Below are 20028 nucleotides of genomic sequence, written 5' to 3'. Positions count from 1 at the left end.
CGAGCGCTGCGCGGTACGCGGGAACCGGATGCTGCCGGCCCAGCTGGTGGCCAATCCGCCGGCCAACGCGGTGACGTACAACGTGCCCGGCGGAAGCGTGGGGGTGTCCTTGGCGCGGGCGGGCACAGGGGCGCTGCTGGAGGTGCGCAACACGGGGCCCGTGGCGGCGGCGGACATCCCCGGGCTGTTCGAGCCGTTCCGGCGCGGCGGGGGCAAGGACCGGATGGGGCCGGGCTCCGGACTGGGCTTTCGATCGTGCGTTCTATGGCGGGGGGCACGGCGGTACGGTCACGGCGGTGCCGGGCCCGGAGGGCGGGCTCGCCGTGACCGTACGCCTGCCGGTGGATCAGGCCTCGCCGGCCGTTTCACGGGCGGCGGCCCAGGCGGCGGGTGCGGCGAGGACCTCGCGGTAGAACGCGGCGTCCGCGACCTCACGGGGGGCGGGGCCCGCGTGGAAGAAGCCGGCGTTGGGGGCGTCCAGCTTCCGCAGGAAGTCGAAGCCCTTCGCGTCCTCGTCGCCGAACGCGACGAACTGGAAGAACAGCGGCAGCCGTGCCGCGTCCGTCAGCGCCTGGCGGGCGGCCTGCTTGACGTCCGGCGGGCCGTCCGTCTGGAAGATCACCAGTGCCGGGCCGGTCGCCCCGGACTTCTCGTAGTGCGCGATGACCTCCTCGACGGCGCGGTGGTAGTTCGTCCGGCCGAGCCGTCCGAGGCCCGCGTTCAGCTCGTCGACACGGCCCTCGTGGTCGTCGAGCCCGACCGTGCCGGTGCCGTCGATGTCGGTCGAGAAGAACACGACCTGGACGGTGGCGCTCTCGTCGAGGTGCGCGGCGAGCGCGAGCGTGCGGTCGCCCAGGTGCTGGGCGCTGCCGTCCTTGTAGAAGGGCCGCATGGAGCCGGAGCGGTCCAGGACCAGGTAGACGGTGGCGCGCAGACCGGTGAGCCCGTGCGCCTTCAGCGCGGCCTGGGCGGCCTTGTACGGACCCACGAGCTCGGGCGCGCGCCCCTTGACCTTGGCGAGGGTGAGCGCGGGCTTGCCGGCGGGGGCGGCCTCGGCAGCGGCCTCGGCGGCGGCCGGTTCGGGCTGGGGCTCGGCGGCGGCCGGTCCGGTTTCCGGCTCGGGCTCGGCGGCCGGTTCCGGCTCTGCTTCGGCGGCGGCCGGTTCGGGCTGGGGCTCGGTGGCGGCCGGTCCGGTTTCCGGCTCGGGCTCGGCGGCCGGTTCCGGCTCTGCTTCGGCGGCCGGTCCGGGCACGGTCTCGGCCGCGGCGAGCGGTTCCGGTTCGGGCTCGGGCTCCGGGTCCATGTCGATGGTGAGGGGCTCGGCGACGGCCGGTTCCGGTTCGGCGACGGGGGCTTCGGCCTTGACCGGTTCGGGCTCGGCGACGGCGGCGGGGGTCTCGGCGACGGCCGGTTCGGGTTCGGCGACGGGGGCTTCGGCCTTGACCGGCTCGGGCTCGGTGACGGTGGCGGGGGTCTCGGCGACGGCCGGTTCGGGCTCGGCGACGGGGGCTTCGGCGGGCGTTGCCGCGGGCTCCGGAACCACGGCCTCGGCCTCGGCCTCGGCTTCGGCCTCCGGCGCGGGCGATGCCGCCGGCCGCGCGGGCTCGGCGGGCTTCGTCCGGGACCCGGACCCCTGCGCCGGAACCGTGCGAGCCGGCTTGGCGGAAGGCGCGGCGGCCTTGTCGAAGGCCGCTGCCACGAGGTCCGCCGCCGCCCCGCTCTCGTCCTTCGTGGACCGGGACGCGTTGGTCAGGGCCGACTCCGAAGAGGCCGGGGCCGGCACCGACGCCTTGACGGCCGGGGCGGGTTCGGCCGCCGGCTCGGTCCCGGCGACCGGTTCGTCCACCGTCACCGACTCCGTGGCCAGGGTGCGCTCGCCCTGGGGCGGGACCGTGGCCGTCGTCGGCTCGTCCTGCTCCGTGCGGTCACGGCCGAACACCTTGCGCAGCAAGCTCCGAATGCCCATGGGCGAGGCCTTTCACGTGAGTTGGGTGCGATGAATGTCCGTACTGCGGGAATTGATCCCTGGCCAGGGCGGATACGTAAGGTTAGCGGCCGGATCCGGCCCTTCGGTGGCGCGGCCCGCCTGTGGGACAACTGAGCCCCAACGGATTCCGTATCGAGTCCCGTTGCCGGTTATCAGCAGATGCGACAAGAGTGCCGACGCGGAACGGGCCGGGCAGGTGGGAGGGGTGCTACCGGCTTCCGGCCGGGGCGATCGGGGCTTTCGGCCGGTTGAGGGGGGCTCCACCGCACTAGAGTCGGACGCATGGTTTCCGGTGAGGCGCCGCAGGCGGCAGGCAGCGTTCGGGTCGATGTCTGGATCTGGTCGGTCCGGCTCACGAAGACCCGCGCGCAGGCCGCTGCCGCCTGCCGCGCGGGTCATGTGAAGGTCGCCGGCGAGCGCGCCAAGCCGGCTCAGGCGTTGCGCGTGGGCGACGAGGTACGGCTCCGGCACGCGGGCCGGGACCGGGTCGTCGTCGTGTCGAAGATCGTGAAGAAGCGGGTCGGGCCGCCGGTGGCGGCGGAGTGCTTCGTCGACAACAGCCCGCCCCCACCGCCGCGCGAGACCGCGATCCAGGTTCCGGTACGGGACCGGGGCGCGGGCCGGCCGACGAAGCGGGACCGGCGCGAGATGGACCGGCTGCGGGGTGCGGGCCCCGACCCCACGGAGTGACGGGCGGGCCGGCCTACGGCTCGGGCGAGGCGATGGCCCGTGCCGCCGCCACTTCCTGGCGCAGGGGCGCGAGGACGCCCTCCTCGTCCCCGGGGAGCTCGGTGCGCACCTCCACGAGGACCTCGCTCGCCCGCAGCCCCTCGGCCAGTTCGCGGAGCTCGGCCTGCACCGCGGCCACCTCCGCCGGTTCCGGTTCCGGGGCCCCGTGGTTGACCCGGACGCGGGCCGCCGTCGAGGCGTCCACAATCCGCTCCACGGCCACGACCAGCGGCCACCACGCCGCGGCGCGGGTCCCGGTGGGAGGCGGCTCGGTCAGGGCGCGCTGGAACTCGGAGCGTACGGAGGACAGGTCGCGGTAGATGCGGCGACGGGCGCGGACGCGCTCGGCCCGGTCACCGTCGCCGCCCGGCTCGAACGCGCACCCCACGTAGTCCGCGATGTCCGTGACCGCGTCGGCCAGGCGGTGGCCGATCCGGGTGTGCCAGCTCTCCGGCCACAGCAGGTAACCGGCGATCAGCACGATGCCGCAGCCGATCAGGCTGTCCAGGAAGCGCGGCCAGACCAGGTGCACCCCCTGGTGGTTCAGCAGATCGGACAGCAGCAGGATGACCGGGGTGATGGCCGCGGTCTGGAAGGCGTACCCCTTCGCCGTGAGCGCCGGGATCAGCGCGGCCAGCAGGACCATCACCGGCACGTCCCACCAGCCGATCGGCACCTCCGCCAGTATCGGGGCCGCGATGACGAGGCCCGCGGCCGTGCCCACGGAACGCAGTACGGCGCGGGAGAACACCGAGCCGAAGTCGGGCTTGAGCACGAAGGTGACGGTCAGCGCCACCCAGTAGGAGCGCGGCACGTCGATCAGCGAGGTCAGCGCCTGGGCCAGCCCGATGCAGAGCGCGAGACGCAGCCCGTACCGCCACGAGGACCCGGAGAGCAGGACGTTGCGGGTGGCGCGCCGGACGCGCACACCGAGGGCCGCCGGCCGGCCGAGCCGGTCGTCCACGTTGTAGGGGTCGGGCTCGGCCTTGTGGACGACCACGACGGCGTGGCGCAGGGCGCTGTCGACCGCCCGGGTGGCGGGGGAGTCCGGGGCCGGGAGCGCGGGTCCGGCGCCGCCGGCGCGGCCGTCCGCCACCTCCGCCGCCAGGGACCGCACCGCCGCCGGGATCTCGGCGGGCAGCGGACGCCGCCGCACGTGCACGGCGGGGGCCGCCTCGACCAGGGGGATGACGACGTTGAGCTGGGACAGCAGCCGCACCATCGTGCCGCTGCGGCCGTGGTACCGGGCGCGGCGGGCGAGGACCAGGTCGTAGGAGGTGTTGAGGGAGTCCGTGACGGCCTGCCGCTTCTCCTCGTAGGCGTCGGTGCCCGCGGCGGCGAGCAGGTCGGCGACGGCGAGGTAGGTGCGCGTGACCGCGACCCGTTCCGGCAGTTTCCGCCGCAAGGGCCAGGCCAGGAGCGTCAGGACGAGGACGAACAGACCGCCCAGCGTCAGCAGCAGGGGCGCCACCCACCACGGATCCGGCATCGGAAGCCCGGCGCCCACCACGGAGTTGAGCAGGAGCAGCAGCCCGGACACGGAGGCGACGGCGCCGATCGTCGACATCATCCCCGAGACGAGGCCGGTGAGCGTGAGGACGGCGACGGCCGCCCAGCCGGTCCCGTACACGAGCGTGCCGATCATGATGCCGAGAGCGCCGAACAGCTGCGGTACGGCGATGTTGAGGACGCGCATGCGGTAGGCGTCGGCGGTGTCGCCGATGACGCCGGAGAGCGCGCCCATGGAGACCAGCGCCCCGTACACCGGCCGGTCGGCGGCGAATCCGACGGCGAGCGGCGCGGCCAGGGCGACACCGGCGCGGGCGACGGCGGCCCAGGGCACGGGGGTGGGCAGGGGGCGCAGACCGTAGCGCAACCAGACGGGCGGCGTCCCGCGCCGCTGTGCCTCGGGGGAGGAGGAACGGGCCCCGTTCGTCCTGCTGCCGGTCAATGCGTCCCCCTCCGCGCAGCGGTCAGCCGCGATATCCCTCGACCTCGTCGGCCGGGCGGACCCGGGCCTGTGACGGGTCCTCACCGAACTCGCTCAGCGCCCGGCGCTGCCGCAGCAGGTCCCAGCACTGATCGAGTCTGACCTCCACGGTACGCAGTCGTGCCTTCTCATCGGTGGTGAGGCCCGGCTCCCGGGCGCTGCGGTCGCGCAGGGCGCGTTCCTCCGCGACGAGCCCGTCGATGCCGCCGATGATGTCCCGCTCCTTCTCGTCCATGACGTCTTCCTCTCAGCCGTGCCGCACCGATGCGGTGCCGGATCAAGCATGCCGGATTTCCGCGTGCGTGCCGGGTTCAGCAGGGTCCGTGCTCCCTCACGACGAGGACGGTCCTGCCGCGCGCACCGCCGGCCCTGTTCTCCGCCCAGGCCTGCGGGGCCTTCTCCAGCGGGAGTTCGGCCTCGATGGGGACGCGCAGGACGCCGTCCGCGGCGCCCGCGGCCAGCACGTCCAGCAGGACCGGGCTCGGATCGAGCCGGAAGTCGATGCCCCGCACCCCGCCGGGGAGCGCCGCCCCGGCCGCGACGCCGCAGGTGGAGAGCGCGATGCCGCCCGGCCGGAGCGTCGCGGCGTACGCGGCGAACGCCTCGGGGGTCGCGGAGGCCAGGTCGGCCAGCGCGTCGACGCCGTCCGGGCAGGCCGCCCGTATCGCGTCGGCCGCCGGGCCGTCCGTGACGTCGACCGTGGCGGCGGCGCCCAACGACCCCATCGGGGCCCGCTCGTCACCGCGCACCGCCGCGATCACGCGCACGTCCCGGGCCTTGGCGAGCTGGGTCAGACAGTTGCCGACCCCGCCCGCCGCGCCGACGATCAGCAGGCTCTCGTGGCCCCGCGGCGAGACCGCCTCGAGGATCTGCGCGGCAGCCATGCCGGCGGACGGCAGCGCGGCCGCGATCCGGGCGTCCAGGCCGCGGGGGACGAGGGCGATGGCGGAGTCCTGCGGCACACAGACGTAGTCGCAGTACGTCCCGGCACCGGCCGCCGGACCGCCGGTCCGGCCGAAGACGTGGTCGCCGACCCGGAAGCGGTTGTCGCCGCTGCCGATCATGTCCACCCGGCCCGCGTAGTCCGCGCCGAGGACCAGCGGGAAGGCCTGGGGCGCCAGGCCGTCCAGGGCGCCGTCCGTGGGCCGCCGGTCGAGCGCGGCGTACTCGACGCGGACCCGGACCTCGCCCGGCCCGGGCTCCGGCTTGGGGACGACCATCAGGGCGGGATCGGCCCGGAGCGTGCTGACGGCGATGGCTCGCATAGGCAGGACCTCCCAGTAGCTCCTGGCAGTCACCTACCCACCTTTGCCCGGCCGGGGCGGTGCCGCACGTCGGCCTGAGCCCGCCCCCGCACGCCCCGTCGGCCCGGGGCCCCGCGTTTCGCTCCCGCACGCCGGTGCGGCGGCCGGGTCACTCCCCGGAGGGGTCCGGCAGCACCCGTCGCGCCCAGATCCGTGCCGCCACCGCGCACACGGCCACCGCGAGGCCCGTACCGAGGACGATCCACACCGTGGTGCGCAGGGACGCGGTCAGCGCGTCGTACACCGCCGCCGCCCCTGCGGTCTCGCTGCCGGGCACCTCGGCCAGCACCCGGTTGCGCGCCAGCGCGAGCGCGCCGCGCAGCAGCAGGGCGCCGAGCGCGAAGCCGGTCCCCACGAGGGCGGTGGCGGTGAGCGCGGCCAGGACCGAGCCCCGGCGGCCGGGTCCGCCGCGTACCCAGGCCAGGACGACGGCGAGCAGCGCGCACACGAGCGTGCCGACGGCCGGCCACACGCCGGCGGCCCGCAGCCGGCGGAAGCTCTGGCGCAGCTGGTCGGCGCGGTCGGCGGAGATGATCCGGATGTCGGTGTGCTGGACGGGGATCTGGTCGGCGAACGGCACCCCGTTGTCCACCAGGTTCTGCTTCACCTTCTCCGTCACGGGCGCCAGGTCGATGGTGACGCTCTCACCGCTTTGCCCGTCCAGCGCCGCGGTGACGGCCTCGTGGGCCGTGCGGTTGGCGGCGTTCCAGGCGGCCTGGAACGCGTCGGTGGTGGTGAAGGACAGCACGGCCTGGTGGAGGAAGTCGCGGATGGTGGCCTGGAGGGGGCCGACGTCGATCTGCTTCATCGCCTCGTCGGTGATCAGATCGGTCACGGTGCTCCGCACAGCGTCGTCGGAGGCGAGCGGCGCCACCGCGGCCACGTAACGGTCCGTGTCGTCGATCTCCAGGTCGACCCAGGCGGAGAGCGCGCTCAGCGGCACCAGGACGGCGAGCAGCACCAGTAGGGCCACCGAGAGCGCCGCCGAGAAGTAGTTCCGCACGTCACCAGGGAACCCCGGTCGGCGGTGCGGCGCCCGGGCGGTGGGCCGTCCGAGTTGCCGGGTGGCCCGGCCGGGTGTGCTCTGGAGGAAAGCGGGGGCGACGGAAGGAGCTTCCTGCCATGGCCGCACACGCCTCGGTGCAGGCGCGCGGAACGCGAGCGCGTGCAAGGCACCCCTCCACCCTCAGCTGGGCCGTCCCCGTCACGCTCGGCGTGATCCTCGGCTGCTACGCGACCGCCATCGTCCGCTTCGGTGGCGTGCTCACGGGCACGCGGCTCGCTCTCGGCCTGGTCTCCGGAGCCGTGCTCGCGGCGCTCTGCTTCGGTCTCGGCCGGGTGCAGGACCGCCTTCCGGTCGAGCTCGCGGCGGCCGCGTACGGCGCCCTGGCCGGCGGCGCGGTCGGCTTCCTCTACAGCCTGACCCCGGGCAAGAGCGTGCTGGCCTCGTCGTTCGTGGGCCTGGTGGTCGGAGCGGGCACGCTGCTGGGCGCGTACTACTTCTTCTACACCCGGAACACGCCCGCCTCCGGGGCGTCCGGCGCAGCCTCCGCACGCGGAGGGCCGGGCGCACGGGCGAGGTGACCCGGGCGGTCACGGGCCGCCGGGACGGCGCCGGGGCGGACCCGTGCACGCGGTGCACGGGTCCGCCCCGGTGGCCGGGCGGGTGGCCTCACGGCCGCCGCGGTCGTCAGGAGCGCACCACGGTCACCGGGCACGACGCGTGCTGGGTGACGTGCAGGCTGACCGAGCCGAGCAGGGTGGCCTTGAAGCCGCTGTACCCACGCGCCCCCACGACCAGGTGGTTCGCGCCCTCGGCCCGGTCGAGCAGGGCCTGCGCCGGGTTGCCGATCACCACGATCTTGCTGACCGCGGCGGCGCCCTCCGCTCCGAGGGCCTCCTCCAGTGCCTCGGTGAGCGACACCGTGGCCACCGCCTGCGGGTCGAAGTCCTCCGGCATGCCCGGCATCATGGACGCCCAGCTGGTCGCGGGGTACTCCCAGCTGTTGACGGCCTCCACCGTGTCACCGGTGAGCTCCGCCTGGCGTACGGCCCAGTGCAGTGCCTTGATCGACGATTCGGAGCCGTCAACGCCCACCACGATCCTGCCCATGTCTGCCTCCAGCTCGGTTCCGCTCGGTCCGGCCTCGTCCAGCCGGTCGCGCCGGCGCGTCGTACGGAAGGTCCGTACGGCGCGCCTTCTCGGGCAACTCTAGTCAAAGCGGGACAAAGCACCGCCTGCGGGTCGGTCAGTCCAGCCGGAGATCGGCCAGCCGGCGCTCGAAGGGGACCACCTCGTCGTCCAGTCCGAGGGTCTTGGAGGCCCCGGAGACCGCCCGGCCGCCCGTGACCGCCTGCGCGAGCTCGCCGCCCGCGCGCCGGATCCGGGCGGGCAGGCCCTCGGTGTACTCGTCGCCCGACGAGCCCCAGTCCTCCGACGCCGCGTACACCGACGTCGGCAGGGTGACGGCCCGCAGGTAGGCGAAGAGCGGACGCATCGCGTGCTCCAGCACCAGCGAGTGCCGGGCGGTGCCGCCGGTCGCCGCGACGACGACGGGCTTGCCGGTCAGCGCGGTGTTCTCGACCAGGTCGAAGAACGACTTGAACAGGCCGCTGTACGAGGCGGTGAAGACCGGGGAGACGACGATCAGCCCGTCGGCCTTCGCCACCGCGCCGATGGCCTCCTCCAGCGTGGGCGACGGGAATCCGGACACCAGGTTGCCCGCGATGTCGAGGGCCAGGTCGCGCAGTTCGATCACCCGGACGTCGACCTGGCGGTCCTGCTCGGCCTCCAGCCGCTCCCGGGTGGCCGCGGCCAGCCGGTCGGCCAGCAGCCTGGTCGACGACGGGTTGCTCAGCCCGGCCGAGACGGCGACGATCCTCAGAGGTTCGGTGGCGAACACGGTGTCAGCTCTCCTTCGCGACAGTGGTGGCGGCGACGACGGCCGGGTGCAGGGGCGCGGACTCCGGCACGCCGGCGGGCCGCAGGGCGGCGAACTCCTTGCGCAGCACGGGGACGACCTCCTCGCCGAGGATGTCGAGCTGCTCCAGGACCGTCTTCAGCGGCAGCCCCGCGTGGTCCATGAGGAACAGCTGGCGCTGGTAGTCGCCGACGGCGTCCCGGAAGGACAGCGTCCGCTCGATGACCTCCTGCGGGGAGCCCACGGTCAGCGGCGTCTGCTGGGTGAAGTCCTCCATCGAAGGACCGTGCCCGTAGACCGGCGCGTTGTCGAAGTACGGACGGAACTCCCGTACCGCGTCCTGCGAGTTCTTGCGCATGAACACCTGGCCGCCCAGCCCCACGATGGCCTGCTCGGCGGTGCCGTGGCCGTAGTGGGCGTACCGCTGGCGGTAGATGCTCACCATCTTCTTCGTGTGCTCGATGGGCCAGAAGATGTTGTTGTGGAAGAAGCCGTCGCCGTAGTACGCGGCCTGCTCGGCGATCTCCGGGGAGCGGATCGAGCCGTGCCAGACGAACGGGGGTACGCCGTCCAGCGGGCGCGGGGTGGCGGTGAAGGACTGCAGCGGCGTACGGAACTTCCCCTCCCAGTCGACGACGTCCTCGCGCCACAGCTTGTGCAGCAGGGCGTAGTTCTCGACGGCGAGCGGGATGCCCTGACGGATGTCCTTGCCGAACCAGGGATAGACGGGTCCGGTGTTGCCGCGGCCCATCATCAGGTCGACGCGGCCGTCGGCGAGGTGCTGGAGCGTGGCGTAGTCCTCGGCGATCTTCACCGGGTCGTTGGTGGTGATCAGGGTCGTCGAGGTCGACAGGATGATGCGCTCGGTGCTGGCGGCGATGTATCCGAGGGTGGTCGTCGGCGAGGACGGCACGAACGGGGGGTTGTGGTGCTCGCCGGTCGCGAACACGTCGAGCCCGACCTCTTCGGCCTTGCGCGCGATGGCGACGGTGGCCTTGATCCGCTCGTGCTCGCTCGGCGTCGTGCCGGTCGTGGGGTCGGTGGTGATGTCGCCGACGGTGAAGATCCCGAACTGCATGGCGCCCGCCTCCAGAGGTCGAACAATGTGGTTGAACGTTGAACTATCTGAACACACCCTACAACGGGACGCCCCGGCCACCTATTCCGCCCCTGCCGGAGCGGTTCCGCGCGGGCGGGCGGCGTGCGGCACGGACCCGCCCGGGCCGCCGCGACACCGGCGCGCGGTCACCGGCACCAGGTCCTGAGGACCAGGACCATCAGCCGATGCGGCCGCGCGGGGCGGGCGCCTACGCTGCGGTTCCCGGCGCGCGGCCGAGCGGGCCGAGGACAGGGAGGAACCCCGTGCCGGTCACCGCTCACACCCACATCCGCATGGCCCGCCCCACCCGGGACCTCGCCGCCGCCGAGCGGTTCTGGGCGGCGGGGCTCGGGCTGACGGTCCTGTTCCGCGCCGAGGGGGGCCAGGAGCCCGGCGCGCACGATCTGCTCATGCTCGGGTACCCCGACGGGTCCTGGCACCTGGAACTCGTGCACGGCGGCGGGCACCCCGTCGAGCCCCGCCCCACCGAGGAGGACCTGCTCGTCCTCTACCTGGACGGCCCCGTGCCGCAGGAGCTGGTGGAACGGCTGCTGGCCCACGGGGGCACGCGGGTCTCCTCGCCGAATCCGTACTGGAACGAGTGGGGCGTCACCGTCGAGGACCCGGACGGGTACCGGCTCGTGCTCTGCCGGCGCGGGTGGTCCAACTCCTGACGGGCGGCGTCCTGCGGCGGGCGCGCCCGTCAGCGCCGGGCCATCGAGCCGCGTCTGCGCAGGAGCTCGGCCAGGCCGCGGCGGGTCGCGGCGATCACCACGCGGTCGGTGGGCTGGAGCACGTAGCCGGGGTGCAGGTTCCACACGAGGCCGCCGGGCCGGTCGCCGGCCGGTCCGGCGGTGGGGGCCTGCCGGGGCGGGGCGGGGGCCGCCAGGCCGGACCGGCGGCCGGCGGCCGGGGCCGCGTCCAGGGCGAGGACCCGCCAGGACCCGGCCCGGAACGCCTGCTCGACCGTGCGGCCCTCCAGCTGCGGGTGCCCGGCCACCTCGATCGCGGCGAACAGCATCACCTTCCGCTCGACCGGCACCGCGCCCAGGATCTGCCGGCCCATCATGGCGACCGCGAACGACGGCCCGGCCAGGTGCGAGACCGACCGGGAGCGGGTCAGCGCCTGCGGGTGGGCCGTGCGCAGGGTGCGGTAGACGGCGGTGGCGAACTCGTCGTCGAACAGGCGCAGCGTCACCCGCAGGTCCGGCTTGAGGGAGCGGGCGTACAGCGCGGCCTCCAGGTTCGTGGTGTCGACGCTGGTCAGGGCGAGCAGGCCGCGTGAGCGCTCGATCTTGGCGGCCTCCAGCACGCCCTCCTGCGTGACGTCCCCCAGGACCACCGGCACGTGCAGCCGCCGCGCCACCGGGATGCCGCGGGCGTCCGGGTCGTCCTCCACGCAGACCACGGGAATGCCCAGTTCCCGCAGGTGCACCAGGACGCGGGTGCCGATCTTGCCGAGGCCGAGCAGCACCACGTGTCCGGACAGGCCACGCGGCGGGCGCCGCAGCGACGATGCCGTACGCAGCGATCCGAAGGCCTCCAGCACACCCGCGACCAGCAGCGGCAGGAGCATCAACCCGGCCACACCGGAGAGGAGCTGGATGATCTGGCGGGCGGTGGGGTCGCCGATCGCCGGGTCGCCCATCGCGAACAGGTCGAGGAGGGTGAGATATCCGGCGTGCAGGGGGTGGTCGCCGGTGGTGAGTGAGGACGCCACCGCGAGTCCCAGGACGGCCAGGCCGACGCCCAGCGCCGACCAGCGCAGCCGGCGCGAGAAGATCTGGCTCAGCGGGGCGCTCCGGCCGCTCATCCGGGGCTTCGGAGCGGCCGGACCGGACTGGGTGACGGCCTCCAGGACGACGGTCCCGCGCCCGGTGGCGGCGGCCACCTGGGCCTCGTCCGGCAGGAGTTGGGGTCCCTCGGCGCCGCTGCTGTCGGAGCCCTCGGCGCCGGCCGGGTCGTGGGTGGTGGAGGAGAGCAGGGCCAGGGTGCACAGGCCGGGGTCGGCGACCTGGCCGTCGCGGGGCGGGGTGCGCTCGGCCGCCCGCAGGAACAGGCCCTCCGCGCGGATCACCCTGGTGGACCCGGCGAGCGCGGTGGCCGCGAGGGAGGGCGCGGCGGTGTCGGCGTCGGACAGGACGGTGGTGGAGGCGTCGAGCGCGGCCGGGTCGAGCCCGGGCGAGGCGACGGCGGCCGCCTGGTCGAGCAGGGCCTCCAGGTGCTGGCCGAGCTTGCGGTTGTAGAGCCGGATCACCAGGCGGACCCGGGGGTTGAGCCGGCGGGCGGTCAGCGCGGCCCGGATGTTGCGCTCGTCGTCGTCGTAGACGAGGGCCACCGCGGCGGCGGTGTCGATGCCCGCCTCCTCGAGCGACTCGTCGGAGGGCTCCGCCGCCTGGAGGATGCGTACCGCCTCCACCCCGGCGTTGGTGTCCCCGTCCCCCGCACTGCCGTGGGCCAGGCCCCCGTTGCGGTTCATCGCCGACGCCATCCGGCCGAACAGGGCGGCGGCGCGGCCGCGCCCGGTCAGGGGCAGCTCCGGTCCGGCCGTTCCCGGCTCCGGGGGCAGGACGAGGGTGACCCGCTCCCCGTAGACGTACCGCAGCTCCACGGCGAGCCGCTGGGCGAGCGCGTCGTCGCCGCAGACGACCATGTGTCCGGCGAGTGGGGAGCGTTGGGGCTGCTGGGGAAGAGGAGGCACATGACCCAGCATGCCCTGCTCCCTTCCGGTGATCGGTACGGTCCGTGGTCCTCGTGTGTCCCCGGCGGCGGCCGGACGAGCGGGTGGCGGTGGAGAACCGGCGCGGACGCCGGCCCGCGGCGGCTGCCGGGCAGCGCGGAGCCGCGCGGCGGGTGCGGTACGTGAGGGGGCGGTGCGCGCTGCCGGGGTCAGGCGGTGCGGCCGGGCGGCGTGCGGCGGTGGGGGTGCGGCTGGACCGGTGGCGGTCCCGGGTCGGGCGCACGGTCGTACGGGGAGACCCAGAAGAACGCGCCCGCCTCGTCGTACGCGGACAGCAGCCCCGGGCTTCCCGCCGTGAACGCGGCTTCCGAGCAGGGCAGTTGCCGTACCCGCACGAGGGCGGTCGTTCCGTCGGGCGCGGCGACCTCGGCCTGGCCGAAGTCCGTGCCCACCGAGCCGGTGCGGATCGTGCAGACCCGGCCCAGGAGGTCCTGGCGCGAGGAAGGGGGCTGGTCGGTGAAGAAGCGGCGGAAGCGGGGCACCAGCAGCCGTGTCACGGCCCAGGCGGCCAGCAGCGCGCCGGCGAGGAAGCCGAAGGCGAGCGCGGCCCGGACGGTCCCCGTGGCGTGACTGCGGTGCAGCAGGACCGAGCCGGTCAGTGCGGTGAACCAGCCGACGGCCACCATCACGGAGACCGAAACGGTGACCGGCACGCCGCCGATCCCGGCGAGATCGGTGTCGAGGTCCGCGTCGAAGGCGCGGTGGTCGGCGGCGCCGGCCAGGACGAGCAGCCAGAAGGCGATGGCGACGACCAGGGCCGCGGAGAAGAGCAGGGCCGGAAAGGAGAGCGTCGCGGTCTGGAACTCCTGCATCGGTCCCCCCTGCGTGCCGTGCCGGCAGTCCCGCCGGCCTCGGAGAGGGGCGCGGTGACCCCGGCGCCGTGGCCCCGCCCCAGCGGGCGGCGCCACGGCAGCCGGGTCTTCCCCCGTCCCCCCGCACCCCCGTGTTTCCCCCGTGGTCCCCCGGTCGGTGCTGACAGGATCGTGTCATTCGCGGCCGGCCGGCCGCATTGCCGGTTCCCGGCAATCTTTCCGCGCCCTCGATGCCGGGCACCGGCATGCGCCCATGCGCGTTGTGCCACTATCGGGACTCATCAGGAGTGGGGGCGGGCGCGTGGCAGAACCGGAGATTCCCGGGACTTTCCTGGAGGGCTACGCCGAGATCCTGGGCGAGGTCTCCGTCTCCGGCCGGCGGCTCACGCGCGGGGAGCTCGACACCCGTCGCGCCCTCGGCAGGCAGGCCGCCGAGGCCGGTCACCAACTGCGCGCGCTGGTCCGCATGCACCTGGCCGAGGCGCGCGCCGCCTGGCCGGCCGCCGCCCCCGGCGCGACCCCGGCCGCCACCGCCGCGTCCACCGAGAGCGTGCTGGCGGCGGTGGAGCAGGCGGTCGACGCGTTCGCCGAGGGTTTCGAGCGGGCCCAGCGCCTCACCGTCCGGCGGGAGGAGGCGGCCCGCCGGGAGTTCATCGACGACCTGCTGTACGGACGCAGCGACCTGGGCCGGCTCGCGGAGCGCGCCACCCGGTTCGGGCTGCGGCTCTCCCGGGCCCACGCCGTCGCGGTGGCGTCGGGCCCGGAGGCGTACACCGAGACCGACGCCGTCCCCCGGCAGGTGGAGTCGGCGCTGCTGGCCCGGTTCGACGGCCGCAAGATCCTGCTCACGACGAAGGACGGCCGGCTGATCTGTATCGCGCCCGGCAGCCAGCCCGACGTCCTGCGGTACTTCGCCAAGCAGGCGCACGCGGCCACGGACGGCGGCCGGGTGGCGGTCGGCCGGGCCCACCGGGGGCCCGGCGGTGTGGTGCAGTCGTACGACGAGGCGCTGGACGCGCTCGGCCTGGCGGACCGGATGGGGCTGGACGACCCCGTGCTGTACGCCGCCGATCTGCTGGTCTACCCCGTGCTGACCCGGGACCGGCAGGCCATGGCCGATCTGGTGCGCAGCGAACTCGGCCCGCTCCAGCAGGCGCGGGGCGGAGCGGAACCGCTGCTGAAGACGCTCTCCGTCTACTTCGACGCGGGCTGTGTCGCGGCCGAGACGGCCCGGCGGCTGGCGCTGAGCGTGCGCGCGCTCACCTACCGGCTGGAGCGGATCCACCAGCTCACCGGCTCCGACCCGTCCGATCCGATGCACCGTTACACGCTGCAGACCGCGGTGATCGGCGCCCGGCTGCTGGACTGGCCGGCCAAGGAGATCTGAATTCCCCCGCTCCACCACGCGCTGCCCGCTGCCGGGTTCCGGCAGCATCGCGCGTCGCCGGGGCTCCCCGCATGCGAGGACGCCTCCCTCCGCCTAGCGTGATCAGTCGGGGGATTTTGGCGTCGTGCGCAGCGAGGGAGATCCGCACCATGGCCCGTCACGCACGTCAGCCAGGGGAACCCGCCGAGGGCGGACGAAGGGGGCGGGTGGCCACCGAGCAGGCGCCCCGGCCCGCACCAGGACGGGAGCGCGGGCCTTCCCACCGGTGGTGGGTGCTGGGCGTGATCGGGCTGGCCCAGCTCATGGTGGTCCTCGACGCGACGATCGTGAACATCGCCCTCCCCTCCGCCCAGCAGGACCTCGGCTTCAGCGACGGGAACCGTCAGTGGATCGTGACGGCCTACGCCCTCGCCTTCGGCTCGCTGCTGCTGCTCGGCGGCCGCATCGCCGACCTGGTCGGCCGCCGGGTGGTGTTCCTGACCGGGCTGGTCGGCTTCGCGGTCGCCTCCGCCATCGGCGGCGCCGCCCCGAGCTTCGAGATCCTGGTGCTGGCCCGCGCCCTGCAGGGCATGTTCGGAGCGCTCCTGGCCCCGGCCGCGCTCTCGCTCCTGACCACGACGTTCACCGTGCCCAAGGAGCGGGCGAAGGCCTTCGGGATCTACGGCGCCATCGCGGGTGCGGGCGGCGCGGTGGGGCTGCTGCTCGGCGGGGTGCTGACCGAGTACCTGAACTGGCGCTGGTGCCTGTACGTGAACCTGCTGTTCGCGCTCGTCGCCTTCGTGGGTGGCGCTCGGCTGCTCACCGCCGGGGCGCCGGCCGACCGTCCGAAGCTCGACATCCCCGGGACCGTGCTCGTCTCCGCCGGGCTGTTCTGCATCGTGTTCGGGTTCTCGAACGCCGAGACACATCCCTGGAGTTCGCCGCAGACGTGGGGGTTCCTGCTGGCCGGCGCGGTGCTCGTGGCCGCGTTCGCGTGGTGGCAGACCAGGGCCGCGCACCCGCTGTTGCCGTTGCGCGTGGTGCTGGACCGGGACCGCGCGGCGTCCTTCCTCGGGATGTTCATCTCCGGCGCCGGCATGTTCGGCGTGTTCCTGTTCCTCACCTACTACCTGCAGAAGAGCCTGCTGTACTCGCCGGTCTCCACGGGCGCCGCCTTCCTGCCGATGGTCGCCGTCATGATCGTGACGTCCGTGACGACGACCAACGCCCTGGTGCCGCGGTTCGGGGCCAAACCGATCGTGCCGCTCGGCATGGGTCTCGCGGCGGCGGCCATGATGTGGCTGACCACCCTCGACCTGAGCAGCAGCTACCTCGCCCATGTGCTGCCGCCGCTGATCTGCCTGGGCCTGGGGCTGGGCATGGTCTTCGCCACGGCGATGAACCTGGCCACCGCGGGGGTGGCGGCGCGTGACGCGGGGGTGGCCTCCGCGATGGTCAACACGAGTCAGCAGGTGGGCGGTTCCATCGGTACGGCGCTGCTCAACACCCTGGCCACCAGCGCCGCCACCGACTACCTGGCGGGCCGCAGACCGACGCCTGCCGCTGTCGCCCAGGCGCAGCTGGAGAGCTACTCCACCGCCTACTGGTGGTCGGCGGGGTTCTTCGCCGTCGGCCTGCTGGTCACGGTGCTCCTCTACCGCCGGGGCGTACCCCGCGCCCACCTGGCGGAGCAGCCCGAGGCGGCGCGGGCCTGAGCCGGCCGCACCGGTTCAACGGCAGCGCCCGCCGGGCCCGGTGGCCTCCACCAGCCGGACGAACGGGATCGACGCGCCGACCCGCCGGTAGTCCTCGGCGCTGCCGTCGACCGTGAACCCCATGAACGCGGAGAGCCGGCGGGCGGTTCGGGGGTGGCGGGGCGCGTACCGCGCCATCAGGTCTCCGCCCTCCTCGGCCGGCAGGCGGTGCGCCGTCACCGCGTGGAACCCGCGCCCGACCTGCACGGTGGCGTGCGGCGTACGGAGCAGGTTGCGGTACCAGTCGGCGCCGGGGCCGAAACCCGAGGCGACCGTCCAGCTGCGCCGGCCGTCCACGGGCACGGACTCGACGACCTCGATCACCGTCCGCCGGGAGAGGCCCGTGGTGCGCCCGGTGTGGACGAGGAGCAGCAGACGGCCCCGGAACAGCGGTCCCAGCCCGGCGCGGAACATATGGACGGGCAGCCGGGCGGCGACGCGCCGCAGCCCGGCCGGCGGCGGCGGGCGGTGAGGTTCGGGCGCGGAGGCGGGGGGTTCAGACATCACTGTGCAAACGTTGCACAGTCCAAAGGTGGGTGTCATGGACTTGCGCCAAGGATTCGGTACCGTTTCGACACCCTTTCGGCCCTCGTGCGTCCCGGGTGGGGACGAGCCCGGCGACGGGGTGTGAGGAAAGACGGTGAAGTCCAGCCCCGGGCCCGCGCGGGAATTACTGTCGCGGGCATGGTCGAACACGATGCCCTCGACGCCACCCGCGAGGCCTACGACGCCGCTGCCCCCACCTACGCGCGGTTGTTCAGCGACGAGCTGCGCGACCGCCCTCTGGACCGGGCGATCCTGGGCGCCTTCGCCGAGGCCGTCCGCGCGGAGGGGGACGGCCGGGTCGCGGATCTGGGATGCGGGCCCGGTCATATCACCGCCCATCTGGCCACGCTGGGGCTTTCCGTCTTCGGCGTCGACGCGTCGCCCGCGATGATCGAGACGGCGCGCCGCGCCCATCCGGGCCTGCGGTTCGACACCGGCTCCATGGCCGCTCTGGACATCGCCGACGGGGCGCTGGACGGCGTTCTCTCGCGGTGGTCCGTCATCCACACACCGCCTCAGCGGCTCCCCGGCATCCTGGCGGAGTTCCACCGTGTGCTGGCCCCCGGCGGGCACCTCCTGATCGGCTTCTCGGCCAGCGACGGTCCGTCCCACCCGGCGCAGGGCTTCGACCACGCCGTCGCGCCGGCCTACCGGTGGTGGCCCGATCACCTCGCCGCGCTGCTGCGCACGGCGGGGCTGGCCGAGGTGGCCCGGCTGGTCCGTGAGCCCCGGCCCACCGACCACCGGCAGTTCCGGGAGATCCAGCTGCTCGCCCGCAGAGCCTGAAGGCGCCGGCGCCTCGGCGGGGCGGGGCCACGCGGGGCGTCAGGCCCGCCAGGCACGACAGGGGCCACCCACTGGCGCGCGCACCCCGCCGCGGCAGGCAGGATTCGAGCACGGCCGTCGCGCGCACCCCCGGCGGCGGTAGGCCGGATTCGAGTACGGCCGTCGCGCACGGTACAAAGAGGCATGGCCGCGCAGGAACAGCCCGAGGAACGACCGGCCGCTCCGGGCAGGGACGTCGACGCGGTGACGCGTGCGGTGCTCACGGCGTCGCGCCTGCTGGTGGCGGTGTCCGCCCGTTCGCTGGCGACGGTCGAGGACCGGGTGACGCTGCCCCAGTTCCGGCTCCTCGTGGTGCTGGCGACGCACGGGGACGCCAAGCTGGTCTCCCTCGCCGAGCGGCTCGGCGTCAACCCGTCGACCGCGATGCGCATGGTGGACCGGCTGATCGCCGCCGGTCTGGCGGAACGGCAGCTCAACCCGGCCAACCGCCGGGAGACCTCGCTGCGGGTGACCCCTGAGGGGTCCCGCCTGGTGGAGGACGTCACCTCCGCCCGCCGCCGGGAGGTGGCCGCCATCGTCGAACGCCTCGCGCCGGAGCAGTGCACCGCGCTGATCGAGGCGCTGACCGCGTTCACCGCCGCGGGCGGCGAACCGGTCGTGCCCGGGGGCGGCGCGGACGTCTACCCCCTGGGCTGGGCGCCCGACGTCCCCGCCCCCGACGGCCTCTGACGGCCCGCGGGCACCGCTCACTCCGCGGACGTGGCCAGCTCCTCCCGCGGGACGGCCGCGGTCCGCACGGCGGGGGACCCCCCGGTCATGGCGCCCGGGCCGTCGCCCTTGCCGCGCCGCTTCCGGATCAGTTCGACCGCCGGCTGGGTCCAGCGCGCGGTGAGCGGCCCGACGATGACGAGGATGAGGACGTACGCGGTGGCGATGGGTCCGATCCGGGGCTCGGTGGCCACGGCCAGACCGGCGATGACGATGGAGAACTCGCCGCGGGCGACGAGCGTGCCGCCCGCCCGCCAGCGCCCGCGCGATCCGATGCCGGCCCGCCGGGCCGCGTACCAGCCGGTGGCGATCTTGGTGAGGACGGTGACGACGGCCAGCAGCGCGGCCGGCAGCAGCACCGGCGGGATCTCCGCGGGATCGGTGGAGAGCCCGAAGAACACGAAGAAGACGGCGGCGAAGAGGTCCCGCAGCGGGGTCAGCAGCTTGCGCGCGCCCTCCGCGACCTCACCCGAGAGCGCGATGCCGACGAGGAAGGCGCCGACCGCCGCCGACACCTGCAACTGCTGCGCCACACCGGCGACCAGGACGGTCAGCCCGAGCACGACGAGCAGCAGCATCTCCGGATTGTCGGAGGACACCGCCCGGCTGATGAGGCGGCCGTGCCGCAGCGCGAGGTAGAGCACGAACCCCACGGTGCCGAGCGCCACGAGCAACGCGAGGCTGCCTCCGGCGAAACCGACGCCCGCGAGCATCGCGGTGAGGAGCGGCAGGTAGACGGCCATCGACAGGTCCTCGATGACCAGCACCCCGAGGATGACGGGTGTCTCCCGGTTGCCGAGACGGCCCAGGTCCGCGAGGACCTTGGCGATCACCCCGGACGAGGAGATCCAGGTGACCCCGGCCAGCGCCACGGCGCCCACGGGCCCCCAGCCGAGCAGCAGGGCCGCGACGGCCCCCGGCGTCGCGTTGAGGACGAAGTCCACGACCCCGGACGGATACTGGGTCTTGAGGCTGGTGACGAGTTCGGAGGCGCTGTATTCGAGCCCCAGCAGGAGCAGCAGCAGGATGACGCCGATCTCGGCGCCCACGGCGGTGAACTCCTCGCTCGCCCCGAGCGGCAGCAGCCCGCCCTCTCCGAAGGCGAGCCCGGCCAGCAGGTAGAGCGGGATCGGTGAGAGGCCTATGCGGCCGGCGAACCGCCCGATGATGCCCAGCCCCAGGATGACGGAGCCGAGCTCCACCAGCAGTGCGGTCGTGTCATGCAC

General features: G+C 74.3%; 18 protein-coding genes and 2 pseudogenes. 8 read left to right on the top strand and 12 right to left on the bottom strand.

What is annotated here, in order from left to right; translation table 11 throughout:
* Nucleotides 1–28 precede the first annotated feature (28 nt).
* Nucleotides 29–199: pseudogene (locus ABZ454_RS01145) on the top strand (ATP-binding protein); the annotation flags it as partial.
* 147 nt (nucleotides 200–346) lie between these two features.
* On the opposite strand, the gene ABZ454_RS01140 reads toward ABZ454_RS01145, so the two are convergent.
* A complete protein-coding gene (locus ABZ454_RS01140; protein WP_359535459.1) occupies nucleotides 347–1966 on the bottom strand; it encodes a VWA domain-containing protein in 1620 nt (539 codons plus the stop codon).
* A 303-nt stretch (nucleotides 1967–2269) separates the two neighbouring features.
* On the opposite strand from ABZ454_RS01140, the gene ABZ454_RS01135 reads away from it, so the two are divergent.
* The gene (locus ABZ454_RS01135; protein ID WP_356323347.1) at nucleotides 2270–2677 is read left to right on the top strand and encodes a S4 domain-containing protein; all 408 of its coding nucleotides are present in this window, start codon (nucleotides 2270–2272) and stop codon (nucleotides 2675–2677) included.
* 13 nt (nucleotides 2678–2690) lie between these two features.
* On the opposite strand, the gene ABZ454_RS01130 is transcribed toward ABZ454_RS01135, so the two are convergent.
* The 4 genes from ABZ454_RS01130 to ABZ454_RS01115 form a co-directional block, all read right to left on the bottom strand.
* Entirely contained in the window at nucleotides 2691–4592 is a 1902-nt protein-coding gene (locus ABZ454_RS01130) for an FUSC family protein (RefSeq protein WP_359535740.1), read from the bottom strand.
* A gap of 97 nt (nucleotides 4593–4689) precedes the next feature.
* A complete protein-coding gene (locus tag ABZ454_RS01125; RefSeq protein ID WP_356323344.1) occupies nucleotides 4690–4941 on the bottom strand; it encodes a DUF2630 family protein in 252 nt (83 codons plus the stop codon).
* A 76-nt stretch (nucleotides 4942–5017) separates the two neighbouring features.
* Nucleotides 5018–5971: an NADP-dependent oxidoreductase gene (locus tag ABZ454_RS01120; protein WP_359535739.1), complete on the bottom strand. Its 954-nt coding sequence runs from the start codon at nucleotides 5969–5971 to the stop codon at nucleotides 5018–5020.
* A 148-nt stretch (nucleotides 5972–6119) separates the two neighbouring features.
* Nucleotides 6120–7013, bottom strand: coding sequence for a hypothetical protein (locus ABZ454_RS01115; RefSeq protein ID WP_359535455.1), 894 nt, complete (start codon nucleotides 7011–7013; stop codon nucleotides 6120–6122).
* A gap of 119 nt (nucleotides 7014–7132) precedes the next feature.
* Between ABZ454_RS01115 and ABZ454_RS01110 the strand changes: the two are divergent.
* A pseudogene (locus tag ABZ454_RS01110) lies at nucleotides 7133–7525 on the top strand (hypothetical protein); the annotation flags it as partial.
* Between the two features lie 175 nt (nucleotides 7526–7700).
* Here the strand turns inward: ABZ454_RS01110 and ABZ454_RS01105 are convergent.
* From ABZ454_RS01105 to ABZ454_RS01095, 3 genes are all read right to left on the bottom strand, one after another.
* Nucleotides 7701–8123, bottom strand: coding sequence for a universal stress protein (locus tag ABZ454_RS01105; RefSeq protein ID WP_356319255.1), 423 nt, complete (start codon nucleotides 8121–8123; stop codon nucleotides 7701–7703).
* A gap of 136 nt (nucleotides 8124–8259) precedes the next feature.
* Nucleotides 8260–8913 (bottom strand): FMN reductase, encoded by a 654-nt coding sequence (locus ABZ454_RS01100; RefSeq protein ID WP_359535451.1) that lies wholly within the window; start codon nucleotides 8911–8913, stop codon nucleotides 8260–8262.
* 4 nt (nucleotides 8914–8917) lie between these two features.
* Nucleotides 8918–10009 (bottom strand): LLM class flavin-dependent oxidoreductase, encoded by a 1092-nt coding sequence (locus ABZ454_RS01095; RefSeq protein WP_359535449.1) that lies wholly within the window; start codon nucleotides 10007–10009, stop codon nucleotides 8918–8920.
* Nucleotides 10010–10293: 284 nt separating this feature from the next.
* Here ABZ454_RS01095 and ABZ454_RS01090 point away from each other — a divergent pair, with 284 nt between their 5' ends.
* On the top strand, nucleotides 10294–10704 hold the full coding sequence (locus tag ABZ454_RS01090) for a VOC family protein (RefSeq protein ID WP_359535447.1): 411 nt from the start codon (nucleotides 10294–10296) through the stop codon (nucleotides 10702–10704).
* 29 nt (nucleotides 10705–10733) lie between these two features.
* On the opposite strand, the gene ABZ454_RS01085 is transcribed toward ABZ454_RS01090, so the two are convergent.
* Nucleotides 10734–12743 carry an NAD-binding protein gene (locus tag ABZ454_RS01085; protein ID WP_359535445.1) on the bottom strand — a complete coding sequence of 670 codons (2010 nt, stop codon included), beginning with the start codon at nucleotides 12741–12743 and terminating at the stop codon, nucleotides 10734–10736.
* Nucleotides 12744–12919: 176 nt separating this feature from the next.
* Nucleotides 12920–13582, bottom strand: a complete 663-nt coding sequence (locus ABZ454_RS01080; RefSeq protein ID WP_359535442.1) for a hypothetical protein — start codon at nucleotides 13580–13582, stop codon at nucleotides 12920–12922.
* A gap of 301 nt (nucleotides 13583–13883) precedes the next feature.
* On the opposite strand from ABZ454_RS01080, the gene ABZ454_RS01075 reads away from it, so the two are divergent.
* Together ABZ454_RS01075 and ABZ454_RS01070 are read left to right on the top strand one after the other, a co-directional pair.
* Nucleotides 13884–14969 carry a helix-turn-helix domain-containing protein gene (locus tag ABZ454_RS01075; protein ID WP_359535440.1) on the top strand — a complete coding sequence of 362 codons (1086 nt, stop codon included), beginning with the start codon at nucleotides 13884–13886 and terminating at the stop codon, nucleotides 14967–14969.
* Nucleotides 14970–15118: 149 nt separating this feature from the next.
* Nucleotides 15119–16663: an MFS transporter gene (locus tag ABZ454_RS01070; RefSeq protein WP_359535438.1), complete on the top strand. Its 1545-nt coding sequence runs from the start codon at nucleotides 15119–15121 to the stop codon at nucleotides 16661–16663.
* A 15-nt stretch (nucleotides 16664–16678) separates the two neighbouring features.
* Here the strand turns inward: ABZ454_RS01070 and ABZ454_RS01065 are convergent, their stop codons facing one another.
* A complete protein-coding gene (locus tag ABZ454_RS01065) occupies nucleotides 16679–17206 on the bottom strand; it encodes a nitroreductase family deazaflavin-dependent oxidoreductase (RefSeq protein WP_356319263.1) in 528 nt (175 codons plus the stop codon).
* Nucleotides 17207–17386: 180 nt separating this feature from the next.
* On the opposite strand from ABZ454_RS01065, the gene ABZ454_RS01060 reads away from it, so the two are divergent.
* Complete coding sequence (locus tag ABZ454_RS01060) at nucleotides 17387–18034, top strand: class I SAM-dependent methyltransferase (protein WP_359535435.1); 648 nt, start codon at nucleotides 17387–17389, stop codon at nucleotides 18032–18034.
* A gap of 183 nt (nucleotides 18035–18217) precedes the next feature.
* Nucleotides 18218–18763, top strand: a complete 546-nt coding sequence (locus ABZ454_RS01055; RefSeq protein ID WP_356319266.1) for a MarR family transcriptional regulator — start codon at nucleotides 18218–18220, stop codon at nucleotides 18761–18763.
* Nucleotides 18764–18780: 17 nt separating this feature from the next.
* On the opposite strand, the gene ABZ454_RS01050 is transcribed toward ABZ454_RS01055, so the two are convergent.
* Nucleotides 18781–20028 carry a cation:proton antiporter gene (locus ABZ454_RS01050; protein WP_359535431.1) on the bottom strand — a complete coding sequence of 416 codons (1248 nt, stop codon included), beginning with the start codon at nucleotides 20026–20028 and terminating at the stop codon, nucleotides 18781–18783.

Source organism: Streptomyces sp. NPDC005803 (assembly GCF_040630435.1).
Classification (GTDB): domain Bacteria; phylum Actinomycetota; class Actinomycetes; order Streptomycetales; family Streptomycetaceae; genus Streptomyces.
Note: the sequence above shows the minus strand (reverse complement) of the source record. Positions and strands in the feature narration are given on the sequence as shown.

Excerpts from the sequence above, each read along its gene's own strand:
- ABZ454_RS01140 (WP_359535459.1), bottom strand. The coding sequence starts at position 1,966 with ATGGGCATTCGGAGCTTGCTGCGCAAGGTGTTCGGCCGTGACCGCACG.
- ABZ454_RS01135 (WP_356323347.1), top strand. The coding sequence starts at position 2,270 with ATGGTTTCCGGTGAGGCGCCGCAGGCGGCAGGCAGCGTTCGGGTCGAT.
- ABZ454_RS01125 (WP_356323344.1), bottom strand. The coding sequence starts at position 4,941 with ATGGACGAGAAGGAGCGGGACATCATCGGCGGCATCGACGGGCTCGTC.
- ABZ454_RS01120 (WP_359535739.1), bottom strand. The coding sequence starts at position 5,971 with ATGCGAGCCATCGCCGTCAGCACGCTCCGGGCCGATCCCGCCCTGATG.
- ABZ454_RS01105 (WP_356319255.1), bottom strand. The coding sequence starts at position 8,123 with ATGGGCAGGATCGTGGTGGGCGTTGACGGCTCCGAATCGTCGATCAAG.
- ABZ454_RS01095 (WP_359535449.1), bottom strand. The coding sequence starts at position 10,009 with ATGCAGTTCGGGATCTTCACCGTCGGCGACATCACCACCGACCCCACG.
- ABZ454_RS01085 (WP_359535445.1), bottom strand. The coding sequence starts at position 12,743 with ATGCTGGGTCATGTGCCTCCTCTTCCCCAGCAGCCCCAACGCTCCCCA.
- ABZ454_RS01080 (WP_359535442.1), bottom strand. The coding sequence starts at position 13,582 with ATGCAGGAGTTCCAGACCGCGACGCTCTCCTTTCCGGCCCTGCTCTTC.
- ABZ454_RS01070 (WP_359535438.1), top strand. The coding sequence starts at position 15,119 with ATGGCCCGTCACGCACGTCAGCCAGGGGAACCCGCCGAGGGCGGACGA.
- ABZ454_RS01065 (WP_356319263.1), bottom strand. The coding sequence starts at position 17,206 with ATGTCTGAACCCCCCGCCTCCGCGCCCGAACCTCACCGCCCGCCGCCG.
- ABZ454_RS01060 (WP_359535435.1), top strand. The coding sequence starts at position 17,387 with ATGGTCGAACACGATGCCCTCGACGCCACCCGCGAGGCCTACGACGCC.
- ABZ454_RS01055 (WP_356319266.1), top strand. The coding sequence starts at position 18,218 with ATGGCCGCGCAGGAACAGCCCGAGGAACGACCGGCCGCTCCGGGCAGG.